The sequence below is a fragment of the Allobosea sp. GW823-FHT01F03 genome (assembly GCF_058798075.1).
Map to the genome: position 1 here is coordinate 129532 of NZ_CM179505.1, position 11406 is coordinate 140937.

At 68.7% G+C, this 11406-nt stretch carries 10 protein-coding genes; 1 reads left to right on the top strand and 9 read right to left on the bottom strand.

Features of this window, described 5'->3' with window-relative positions:
* Position 1: 1 nt before the first annotated feature.
* From truB to rimP, 6 genes are all read right to left on the bottom strand, one after another.
* Complete coding sequence (gene truB / locus AC3RCC_RS00605) at positions 2 to 979, bottom strand: tRNA pseudouridine(55) synthase TruB (protein ID WP_291638032.1); 978 nt, start codon at positions 977 to 979, stop codon at positions 2 to 4.
* Positions 966 to 1412 (bottom strand): 30S ribosome-binding factor RbfA, encoded by a 447-nt coding sequence (gene rbfA / locus AC3RCC_RS00610; protein ID WP_291638033.1) that lies wholly within the window; start codon positions 1410 to 1412, stop codon positions 966 to 968. Before rbfA ends, truB begins: the two co-directional genes overlap by 14 nt.
* A 147-nt stretch (positions 1413 to 1559) precedes the next feature.
* On the bottom strand, positions 1560 to 4397 hold the full coding sequence (gene infB, locus AC3RCC_RS00615; protein ID WP_291642243.1) for a translation initiation factor IF-2: 2838 nt from the start codon (positions 4395 to 4397) through the stop codon (positions 1560 to 1562).
* Positions 4394 to 5122, bottom strand: coding sequence for an RNA-binding protein (locus tag AC3RCC_RS00620; RefSeq protein WP_291642241.1), 729 nt, complete (start codon positions 5120 to 5122; stop codon positions 4394 to 4396). Before AC3RCC_RS00620 ends, infB begins: the two co-directional genes overlap by 4 nt.
* 37 nt (positions 5123 to 5159) lie before the next feature.
* The gene (nusA, locus tag AC3RCC_RS00625) at positions 5160 to 6752 is read right to left on the bottom strand and encodes a transcription termination factor NusA (protein WP_291642239.1); all 1593 of its coding nucleotides are present in this window, start codon (positions 6750 to 6752) and stop codon (positions 5160 to 5162) included.
* Positions 6753 to 6757: 5 nt separating this feature from the next.
* Complete coding sequence (rimP, locus tag AC3RCC_RS00630) at positions 6758 to 7474, bottom strand: ribosome maturation factor RimP (RefSeq protein ID WP_291642237.1); 717 nt, start codon at positions 7472 to 7474, stop codon at positions 6758 to 6760.
* A 250-nt stretch (positions 7475 to 7724) separates the two neighbouring features.
* Here rimP and AC3RCC_RS00635 point away from each other — a divergent pair, with 250 nt between their 5' ends.
* Entirely contained in the window at positions 7725 to 8813 is a 1089-nt protein-coding gene (locus AC3RCC_RS00635; RefSeq protein ID WP_492257286.1) for a DUF2336 domain-containing protein, read from the top strand.
* Here the strand turns inward: AC3RCC_RS00635 and trmB are convergent.
* The 3 genes from trmB to AC3RCC_RS00650 all read right to left on the bottom strand — a co-directional run bounded on the left by trmB (position 8788) and on the right by AC3RCC_RS00650 (position 11332).
* Positions 8788 to 9480 (bottom strand): tRNA (guanine(46)-N(7))-methyltransferase TrmB, encoded by a 693-nt coding sequence (gene trmB / locus AC3RCC_RS00640; protein ID WP_291646177.1) that lies wholly within the window; start codon positions 9478 to 9480, stop codon positions 8788 to 8790. The genes AC3RCC_RS00635 and trmB overlap by 26 nt on opposite strands.
* Before the next feature lie 76 nt (positions 9481 to 9556).
* Positions 9557 to 10762, bottom strand: coding sequence for a methionine adenosyltransferase (gene metK / locus AC3RCC_RS00645; protein ID WP_492257287.1), 1206 nt, complete (start codon positions 10760 to 10762; stop codon positions 9557 to 9559).
* Between the two features lie 159 nt (positions 10763 to 10921).
* On the bottom strand, positions 10922 to 11332 hold the full coding sequence (locus tag AC3RCC_RS00650; protein ID WP_492258727.1) for a helix-turn-helix domain-containing protein: 411 nt from the start codon (positions 11330 to 11332) through the stop codon (positions 10922 to 10924).
* Between the last annotated feature and the right edge of the window lie 74 nt (positions 11333 to 11406).

An 11406-nucleotide genomic window follows, 5' to 3' on the forward strand; every position in this document is an offset into this window, starting at 1 on the left:
CTCAGAGATTGAAGACCCTGTGCGGCACGAACTCTCCCTGCTCGATCGCGCCGGTGGCGATCAGCACGCCGCCACAGGTGGTGTAGACCGCCTGCGCCTCGATCGGGGCGTCGCGCCCGCGCAGCAGGATGCTCTGACCGCGCTTCAGCCTGAGCGCCGCATCGCGATGGATGACGATCTCCGGGATCAGCGACAGGGCGGTCGCGACCGGCCGCAGGGCGCTCGCCGCCGCTTCCGGCCCCTCGCGCAGGGTTTCGACGGAGACCGCATCCTCGACCGCGAACGGCCCGACGCGGGTGCGCCTGAGATGGGCGACATGGCCGAGGCAGCCGAGCGCCAGCCCGAGATCCCTGGCAATGGCGCGGACATAGGTGCCCTTGCCGCATTCGGCCTCGAAGGTCGTCGTCTCCGGCGAATGCGTGACGATGCGCAGCGCGGTGATCTCGACCGGCCGCGCCTCCAGCGTCACCTCCTCGCCGTCGCGAGCGAGGTCATAGGCACGCTCGCCGGCAATCTTGATCGCCGAGAATTTCGGCGGCACCTGCTGGATCGTGCCGGTGAAACGCGGCAGCAGCGCCGCGATCGCCGCCTCTTCGGGCCGCGCCTCGGAGGTCGCGACGACCTTGCCCTCGGTGTCGTCGGTATCGGTCTGCGAGCCCCAGGCGACGGTGAACTGATAGGCCTTGCGGCCGTCCATCACGAAGGGGACGGTCTTGGTCGCCTCGCCGAGCGCGATCGGCAAAAGGCCGGAGGCGAGCGGGTCGAGCGTGCCGGCATGGCCGGCCTTCTTGGCCGAGAAGGCGCGCTTGACCACGCTGACCGCATGGGTCGAGGTCATGCCGACCGGCTTGTCGAGCACGACCCAGCCATGGACGTCGCGGCGCTTCGGACGCGGCGCGAATTCCCTGCCGCCGCTTTCCTTGCCACCCGTTTCCTTGCCGGCCTCGGGGGCAGCGCCGTTCTCGTCACTCATCATCATGGGGCTTGTCTTGATCGGTCTCGTCGCGGCCGATCCGGAGCGGCTTGCGATCGGTGTCGCGGCGGACGGCATCGGAATCGAGCAGCGCATCGATCCGTGCCGCCTCGTCGAAGCTCTCATCCTGGCGGAAGCGGATATCGGGCGCGTATTTCAGGTTCACGCGATGGGCGACCTCGCCGCGGATATAGCGCTTATGGGCGTCGAGCGCCTTCAGCACGGGAGCGATGTCATCGCCACCGAGTGGCATGATGTAACAGGTCGCCAGCCGCAGATCGGGCGAGAGCCGAACCTCGGGCACGGTGATGACATGCTTGGCCAGCACATCGTCATGGATGTCGCCGCGCGCCAGCATCTCGGCGAGCGCGTGGCGGATCAGCTCGCCGACACGGAGTTGGCGCTGCGAGGGACCGGAGGTTTTTACAGGTTTTGCCATGGTTTCTCGTTCTCCGGGATCGGACCGGATCAAAAGTCATGGCCGGGCTTGACCCGGCCATCTCTTGAAAGACGGGCGCCAGGCGGCGCGCTTTCGTCACGAGATGGCCGGGTCGAGCCCGGCCATGACGCGGCGGCAAACGAACGCTCAGAGCGTCCGCTTGATCTCCTCGACGCGATAGCACTCGATCACGTCGCCCTGGCGCATGTCCTGATAGTTCTCGAAGGACATGCCGCATTCCTGGCCGGCCACCACTTCCTTGGCGTCGTCCTTGAAGCGCTTGAGCTGCGAGAGCTTGCCCTCGTGGACCACGACGCCGTCGCGGATCAGGCGGACATTGGCGCCACGCTCGATCGTGCCGTCGGTGACGCGGCAGCCGGCGATCTTGCCGACCTTCGAGACGTTGAAGATCTCGAGGATCTGGGCGTTGCCGAGCATGGTCTCGCGCAGGGTCGGCGCCAGCAGGCCCGACATCGCATCCTTAACGTCATCCATCAGGTTGTAGATGATGTTGTAGTAGCGGATCTCGACGCCGGCCCGCTCGGCCGCCTCGCGCGCTTCCTTGTGGGCGCGCACGTTGAAGCCGACCACGACCGCACCCGAGGCCTGCGCCAGGGTGACGTCGGATTCGGTGATCGCGCCGACGCCGGAGGACAGCACGCGGGCGCGCACCTCGTCATTGCCGACCTTTTCGAGCGAACCGACGATGGCCTCCACCGAGCCCTGCACGTCGCCCTTGACGACGAGCGGGAACTCCTTGCGGCCGGCGCCTTCCTTGAGCTCGCGCATCATCTCGGCGAGCGAGCGGCCGGCACCCGAGCCGGCGCCGCGGACGGCGAGGCGATCACGCTTCTGGCGCTCGCGGTAATCGGTGATCTCGCGGGCGCGCGCCTCGGACTCGACCACCGCGACGCGGTCGCCGGCCTCGGGCGTGCCGTTGAAGCCGAGCACCTCGACCGGCAACGAAGGCGGAGCCTCCTTGATCTGGGCGCCGGTGTCGCCGATCAGCGCCCTGACACGGCCCCATTCGGAGCCGGCGACGATGATGTCACCGGTGCGCAGCGTGCCGCGCTGGACCAGCACGGTCGCGACCGGGCCGCGGCCGCGGTCGAGCTTGGCTTCGATCACCGTGCCTTCGGCGGCACGATCCGGATTGGCCTTGAGGTCGAGCACCTCGGCCTGCAGCGCGATCGCGTCGAGCAGCGAGTCGAGCCCCTGGCCGGTCTTGGCCGACAGCTCGATCTCCAGCGTCTCGCCGCCGAGCGACTCGACCTGGATCTCGTATTGCAGCAGCTCGGAACGCACCCGATCCGGGTTGGCGTCGGGCTTGTCGATCTTGTTGATCGCCACGATCAGCGGCACCTTCGCCGCCTTGGCGTGATGGATGGCCTCGACCGTCTGCGGCATGACGCCGTCATCGGCGGCGACCACGAGCACGACCAGATCCGTCACCTTGGCGCCGCGGGCGCGCATCGCCGTGAAGGCGGCGTGACCGGGGGTGTCGATGAAGGTCACCTTGGCGCCCGAAGGCGTCGTCACCTGATAGGCGCCGATATGCTGGGTGATGCCGCCGGCCTCGCCGGTGACGACATGGGTCTTGCGGATCGCGTCGAGCAGCGAGGTCTTGCCGTGGTCGACATGGCCCATGATGGTGACCACCGGCGGGCGCGAAACCAGCGCCTCATCGGTGTCCGGGGTGTCGAACAGGCCTTCCTCGACGTCGGATTCAGCGACGCGCTTGACGGTGTGGCCCATTTCCTCGGCGACGAGCTGGGCGGTGTCAGCGTCGATCACATCGGTGATCTTGTGCATCGCGCCCTGCTTCATCAGCAGGCGGATGACGTCGACGCCCCGCTCGGTCATGCGGTTGGCGAGTTCCTGGATGGTGATCGTCTCGGGGATGATCACCTCGCGCATCACGCGCTCCTTGGCGACGTCCGAGGCGCGGTGGCCGGTCATGCGCTGCACGCGGCGACGGAAAGCCGCGACCGAACGCGTGCGCTCGTCATCCCCGCCAGTGGCGGTGGACAGCGTCAGGCGGCCACGCGGCTTCTCGCCGGCCTTCGGGGTCTTGGGAGCCGGAGCCGGAGCGCCACGCGGCGCGCCACCGGGGCTACCGCCCGGGCGACGGAAGGCGGGACGCGCCTCGCCCTCTTCGGGGCGGCTGCGCGGCGCACCGGCGGAGGCGGGCGCCTGGCGCGCGGGCCGGGCGACGAGCGGCTCTGCCGTCGCATTGGCGTCGGGCCGCGGCGGACGCGGCGTATCGGGGCGGGGCGGGCGATAGTCGAGGCGCGGCGGGCGGGCACCGACATCGCGCATCGGGGTACGCGGCGTTCCGTAATCACGCTGGCCGGACGGCGCCGGGCGCGGCGCGGCGGCCTGCGGAGCGGCAGGTGCGGGCGCGGCCGGCGGCGAAACCGGGGCGGCGGCCTGCGGGGCCGGAGCGGCCGGGGCGGCCGGACGCGGCGCGGCCACTTCCTCGCGCTGGCGCATGGCGCTGTCGGCGCGGCGCTTGCGCTCCTCCTCCTGGCGGCGACGCTCCTCCTCCTCGCGCTGGCGCGCCTGGGCGGCCTCGCGTTCGGCGCGCTCGCGCTCCTCGCGGGCGGCACGCTGGCGGGCCTCCTCCTCGGCGCGGGCACGCGCCTGGGCCTCGCTGGCGCGGGCATCGGAAAGGGCGCGCAGACGCGCATCCTTCTCGTCATCGGACAAGGTACGCAGGAGCATGCCCCCTGCCGGACGGGCCGGAGCAGGCTGCGGGCGCGGCGCGACAGGCGCGGCCGGCGGCTGCGGGGCGCGGGCGACCGGCGCCGGAGCGGCGGGCTCATGGCCGCCGACGCGGCGCTTCACTTCGACAACGACCTGCTTCGAACGCCCATGCGAGAAGCTCTGCCGAACCGTGCTCTGTTCGACAGGCCGCTTCAGCGACAACGTCTTGGGAGGCGTCACGCTCAAGGTCTTGTCGCCCGGGTTCTTCGTGTCAGTCATTCCGCTTTCGGTCCTGCCGGTTCGGTCTTCGTTTGATCTGCAGCGTCGGATTCCGCCGGGTCGATAATCGGCGTCCCGCCAGCATCGTCCGTCCGAAAGCGGACGAGCCGACGCCAGCGCGAGAGGAAGCCCTCGGTCGCCGGTCCCGGAACAAGGGCTGCATGTATCACATGCTCACGCCCTAACGCCAGTTCCAGTTCTGCCGCCGCGAAAATCGCGACGACCGGGATGTTGCGCGGCTTCAGCCCGGCCTCGGCGCGGATCGCGGCAGCCCGCCGCAGCGCCTGGCCGATCTTGCGCTTGCCGTCCTCGGCGCCATCGCTCGCGGCGATGATCGCCGCTGCCTGGCCCGAACCGGCGAGCGCCTCGACCTTGCCGAAGCCGCTCGAAACCAGGCCGGCCTTGTTGGCCATGGCCAGCGCCTGGATCGCGTCGCGCACCATCAGCGCGTCGACCTCGTCGGCCAGCGTCGCCGAAACCGCGACCTTCTGCTTCAACGAGCGCTCGAAGGCCTTGCGCTTCACCGCCTGGCCGACCGCAGCGGCGCTCAGCCCGACCCAGACGCCACGCCCCGGCAACTTACGCCGGAGATCGGGCACCAATATGTCGCCGGGGCCGACGACGAAACGGATCAAGTCCTCGGGAGCGCGCGCCTGGCGCGTCACCACGCAGGTCCGTTCCTGGGCCTTGTCCGCTCGGGCTTCGCGCTCGACCCGCGGCGCCATGGCGCGGTCTCCGGCTTTCGTCCTCAGGCTCTTGTCCTCAGGCCTGCGCCTCTTCCTCGGCGTCGGTTTCGGCAGCCGGCTCCGGCGCCTCGACCCAGCCCGCCTTGATGCGGGCGGCCATCACCATCGCCTCGGCGTCCTGACGCGACAGATCGAAACCGTCGAGATAGCCGGAATGGCGGGTGGTCTCGCCATCCTTGCGCTCGGTCCAGCCGACGAGGTCGTCAGTGGCGCAGCCGGCAAGGTCCTCGACGCTCTTCACGTCGTTCTCGCCGAGCGCGACCATCATCGCGGTGGTGACGCCCTCGACCTCGCGCAGCTCGTCCTCGACGCCGAGCGCCCGACGCTTCTCGTCGAACTCGGCCTCGATGGCGGCGAGATAGTCCTGGGCGCGCGTCTGGATCTCGGCGGCGGTATCCTCGTCGAAGCCCTCGATCGAGGAGAGCTCGGAGGGCTCGACATAGGCGACCTCCTCGACCGAGCGGAAGCCTTCCGAGGCAAGCAGCTGGCCGACGGTCTCGTCGACATTGAGCGCGTTCATGAAGATCTCCGTGCGCTGCACGAACTCCTTCTGGCGACGCTCGGATTCCTCGGCCTCGGTCAGGATGTCGATATCCCAGCCGGTGAGCTGCGAGGCGAGGCGGACGTTCTGGCCACGGCGGCCGATGGCGAGCGAGAGCTGCTCGTCCGGCACCACGACCTCGATCTTGTCGGCCTCCTCGTCGAGCACGACCTTGGCGACTTCCGCCGGCTGCAGCGCGTTGACGACGAAGGTCGCGACATCGGGCGACCACGGGATGATGTCGATCTTCTCGCCCTGCAGCTCGCCGACCACGGCCTGCACGCGCGAGCCGCGCATGCCGACGCAGGCACCGACCGGGTCGATCGAGGAATCGCGCGAGATCACGGCGATCTTGGCGCGCGAACCTGGGTCGCGGGCGACGGCTTTGACTTCGACAATCCCGTCATAGATCTCCGGCACTTCCTGGCCGAAGAGCTTGGCCATGAACTGCGGATGGGTGCGCGACAGGAAGATCTGCGGGCCGCGCGGCTCGCGGCGCACATCGTAGACATAGGCGCGGGCGCGGTCGCCGACCTTGAAGGTCTCGCGCGGGATCATCTCGTCGCGGCGGATGATCGCCTCGCCGCGGCCGAGATCGACGAAGACATTGCCGTATTCGACGCGCTTGACGGCGCCGTTGACGATCTCGCCGATGCGATCCTTGTATTCGTCATACTGACGATCGCGCTCGGCCTCGCGTACCTTCTGCACGATGACCTGCTTGGCCGACTGGGCGGCGATGCGGCCGAAATCGAAGGGCGGCAGCGGATCGGCGATGACGTCGCCGACCTGGGCGGCCGGATTGTGGCGCTTGGCCTCGTCGACGGTGATCTCGGTGGCGCCGTTCTCGACGAGGTCGACGACCTGGAGATGACGGGCCAGGCGCAGCTCGCCGGACTTGGTGTTGATCTCGGCATGGACATCGGTCTCGGCGCCGTAGCGCGAGCGCGCCGCCTTGGCGATGGCGTCCTGCATCGCGTCGATCACGATCTGACGGTCGATCGACTTCTCGCGGGCGACGGCGTCTGCGATCTGCAGCAGTTCGAGCCTGTTGGCGCTGACAGCCATTGCACTCACTCCTCTTCTTCTCGGTTCTGCTCGGAAGACGGCTTCTTGCCCTTGGCCGGCTTGCGGGCCTTGGGGTCGCGCGGCCCCAGCGACTTGCCGCGCCCGGGCACGGGCATCGCGATCTCGTCGGCCGGAGGCATTTCCGGCGGCAGGCCGGATTTGCCGCGCCGGAGCGATTCGGTGACCAGCGCATCGGTCAGCACCAGCCGCGCCTCGTCGATCATCCGCATGGGGATCGCGACGTCGCGCTCCTCCTCGGATTTCGCATCGTCGCGGCTGAGCAGGACCTCGGCACCGGCGACACCGCGCAGGATGCCGCGGAAGCGCTTGCGTCCGGCGACGGGCTCGACGGTCTCGATCTTGGCGAGATGGCCGGCCCAACGCTCGAAATCAGCCGGGCGGACCAGCGGCCTGTCGATGCCGGGCGACGAAACCTCGAGATGATACGCCGCCTGGATGGGGTCGTCGACATCGAGGGCCGGCGAAACCGCCTGGCTGACAGCTTCGCAGCCCTCGACGGTCATGGTGCCGTCCGGCTTTTCGGCCATGATCTGCAAGGTGCAGCCATTCTGGGCGGTGATGCGGACACGCACCAGCCGATAGCCGATATCGGCGATCGCCGGCTCCACGATCGCGGCGACACGCGCCGCGACGCCGGTCTCGACGACGATCCGCTGTTCCTGATCCTGCATGTCCTGCTCGCCCATTGCCCGGCTCGCCATCACCTCGCCTGCGGCGCCGATGGCGGCCGCTGCGCCCGGACGGCTTCGGCCAACAAAAAAGAGCGGGCCGGTGGGCCCGCTCTTGATCGCCGGCTTACACCGAAACCAGAGCTGTTGGCGCCCTATCTAGTCCTGTTCGGCGCATCTTGCAAGTTGCATGGCGGCGCGGCGCGGTTTCGATCGTTCCGCTAACCGGCTGGTCATTCTTGCCTGCTAGCCTTTCGCCCGTCCTGGTGAAGAGGTTGCGTTGATGAGTCCCGTCGGAGCGCTGCTGCGCGACCTCGAAACAACGATGGCGCGCGGGTCCAGCGAGGAGCGCGCCGCCATCCTGGCAAAGCTGACCGAGCTGTTCCTGAGCACGGCCGCCGGCATGGCCGAGGACCAGATCAGCGTCTTCGACGTCGTCATCGGCCGTCTCGCGCGCGCAATCGAGCTGCGCGCGCGCATCGAATTGTCGGAGCGCCTTTCGGAGGTGCCGCACGCGCCGAGCGGCGTCGTGCGCCAGCTCGCCCTCGACGAGATCGCGGTCGCCCGGCCGGTGCTGGTCGCCTCGCCGCGCCTCAGCGACAACGACCTCGTCGCGATCTCGGCCGCCAAGGGCCGCGACCACATGCTCGCCATTACCGAGCGGCCGGACCTCGGCGAACCGGTGACCGATTTCCTGATCCTGCGCGGCGGCCGCGTCGTCACCCATGCGGTCGCGGCGAACCAGAGCGCGCGCTTCTCACGCCATGGCATGGGCGTGCTGGTGATGCGCGCCGCCCAGGACGACGCCCTGCAGGCGACGCTGGGCACCCGCGCCGACGTGCCGGCCGACCTCACCGATCAGCTCCTGACCGCGGCCAAGAACTCCGCCCGGCGGCGGCTCGAAGCCTCGCTGGAACCCGCCATGGCCGGCGTCGTCGCCGGCGCCGTCGAGCGCAGCGCCGAAACCGTGTCCTCGGAAAGCGAGATCGGCGACGATCTCGGCAAGTTCGGCGCGGCGCTCGCCGACATCAAGGCCCTCAACGAGACCGGCAAGCTCGACGAAGCCATGATCGCGCACTATGCCGCGTCCGGCGCCGCGGAGCATGCGATCTGCGGCGTCGCGGTGCTCGCCGGTCTCTCCCTGCCCGCGACCGAGCAGATCGTCTTCGGGCCGGATCGCGACGCCGTGCTGCTGGTGGCGCGCGGCATGGGCTGGTCCTGGGAGACCACCAAGACGCTGATCCAACTGCGCAAGGGCGACGGCAAGTCGGCGCCGGTCCTCGAGCGGGCGCAGATCAGCTTCCGCAACCTGACCCCGACGACGGCCCAGCGCGTGCTCGGCTTCCTCAGGATGCGCGACGGAACGCCGTGAGATAGCTGGGCACCCGCCCCTCCCTCACCGCCTTGGCCTCGTAACGGGTGCGGATCCAGCCCGGATAGGGTCGGCGCCAGTCGTCGGCGCTCTCGTCGGCCCAGTCGAAATCGGGCGAGGCGAGCAGCCGGGCCAGCGTCCAGCCGACATAGTCGTCGATATCGCTGGCGAAGCGGAAGCGGCCGCCCGGCCGCAAGGCGCGCGCCAGCAGGCCAAGCGTGCGCTCCGAGACGAAGCGACGCTTGCGCTGGCGCCGCTTCGGCCATGGATCGGGATAGAGCAGGTCGACCGCGTCCAGGCTGCCGGCCGGCAGGCGCGGCAGCATCAGGGCGGCATCGCCATCCCAAAGCCTGACATTGCGCAGCCCCTCGCGCTCGATCACCGCCAGGAACTTCGCCATGCCGTTGATGAAGGGCTCGCAGCCGATGAAGCCGATCTGCGGGTTCTCGCGCATGCGGTGCAGCAGATGCTCGCCGCCGCCGAAGCCGATCTCGAGGCGAACGGCCTCGACGGGAACCGGAAACAGGCTGGCGAGGTCAACGATCTCGCCCTCCGGCAGGCGCAGGCGCGGCAGCACGTCGGCGATCCGGCCGGCCTGGCCCTCGCGCAGGCCCTTGCCCTTGCGCCGGCCGAAAAAGGCCCGGTCTGGATCGTGCTGATCTGTCATCGCCGCCGTCCTGACGAAAGAAAATGGCCGGGGCACCCTGCCCCGGCCATGGTGATCGAGAATGCCGAAGCGCAGATCAGGCCAGCGCCTTCTTCAGCGCGTCGACGAGATCGGTCTTCTCCCAGGAGAAGCTGCCGTCGCGGCCCGGCTTGCGGCCGAAATGGCCGTAGGCGGCCGATTTGGCGTAGATCGGCTTGTTGAGGCCGAGATGGGTGCGGATACCGCGCGGGGTCAGGTCCATGACCTCGCCGAGGACGGCTTCGAGCTTGGCCTCGTCGACCTTGCCGGTGCCGTGCAGGTCGACATAGATCGAGAGCGGCTTGGCGACGCCGATGGCATAGGAGAGCTGGATCGTGCAGCGCTCGGCGAGCTTGGCGGCGACGACGTTCTTGGCGAGATAGCGCGCGGCGTAAGCGGCCGAACGGTCGACCTTGGTCGGGTCCTTGCCCGAGAAGGCGCCGCCGCCATGCGGCGCAGCGCCGCCATAGGTGTCGACGATGATCTTGCGGCCGGTCAGGCCGGCATCGCCGTCAGGGCCACCGATGACGAACTTGCCGGTCGGGTTGACGTGCCAGACGGTGTCCTTCGAGATCCAGCCATCGGGCAGGGTCTGACGGATATAGGGCTCGACGATCTTGCGGACATCGGCCGAGGAGAGCTTCTCGTCGAGATGCTGGGTCGAGAGCACGATCTGGGTGACGCCGACCGGCTTGCCGTTCTCGTACTTGACGGTGACCTGGCTCTTGGCGTCGGGGCCGAGCTTGCCGGCGGCGCCTTCGCCCGAATGGCGGGCCTTGGCGAGAACCTCGAGGATCTTGTGGGCGTAGTAAATCGGAGCCGGCATCAGCTCCGGGGTCTCGCGGCAGGCATAGCCGAACATGATGCCCTGGTCGCCCGCGCCTTCGTCCTTGTTACCGGCGGCGTCGACGCCCTGGGCGATGTCGGCCGACTGGGCATGCAGCAGCACGTCGATCTTGCACTTCTTCCAGTGGAAGCCGTCCTGCTCGTAGCCGATCGCGCGGATCGCCTTGCGGGCCGCCGACTTGACCTTGCTCTTCATCGCCTTCTCGTCGAGCGAGGTGCGGACCTCGCCGGCGATCACGACGCGATTGGTGGTGGCGAGCGTCTCGCAGGCGACGCGGACCTGGGCCGCGTCCATGCCGGCCTTGGCCGCTTCCTTGAAGAACAGATCGACGACCTCGTCGGAGATCCGGTCACAGACCTTGTCCGGATGGCCTTCGCCGACCGACTCGCTGGTGAAGAGATAGTTCTGGCGTGACACAGGCGGTATCCTCGTTGGCGGAATCGTCCAGGCAGCCGCAGGCACGCCTGCAGGATTGCAAAAACGCGCAGCGTCTTTGCAGCGGAAACGTTCGCCGTCAAGGCCGGATAGTGCTTTGAGAAATGATTCGTTCGACAAGGCGAACGAAGCGGGCCCGATTCAGGCGTTTTCCTCGGCTTCTTCGGCCAGGGCCTCGACGAGATCGACGATGCGCCGGCGAACCCGGCTGCTCTTGATCTTGATGAAGGCCTTGGTCAGCTGGACGCCCTCGCTGGTGGCGAGGAAGTCCGAGACATAGGTCGTCGCGGACATGTCCGCGAAGCCGCCTTCGGGCATGTCGCCGCTCGGCGCCCCCTCGAAGAAGAAGGAAACCGGCACATCGAGCATCTTGGCGATCTGCTGCAGGCGGCTGGCGCTGATCCGGTTGGCGCCCTTCTCATATTTCTGCACCTGCTGGAAAGTCAGTCCGAGGGCCTCGCCGAGCTTCTCCTGGCTGACGCCGGCAAGCATGCGGCGCATGCGCACGCGGCTACCGACATGGCGATCGATCGGGTTGGGGACTTTCTTCAACATCGGTGCTGCCGGCCTCGCGTTCCGTCATTCCTCGTACCGCCCGGTGTGAGCGGCACGTAGCGACCACGACC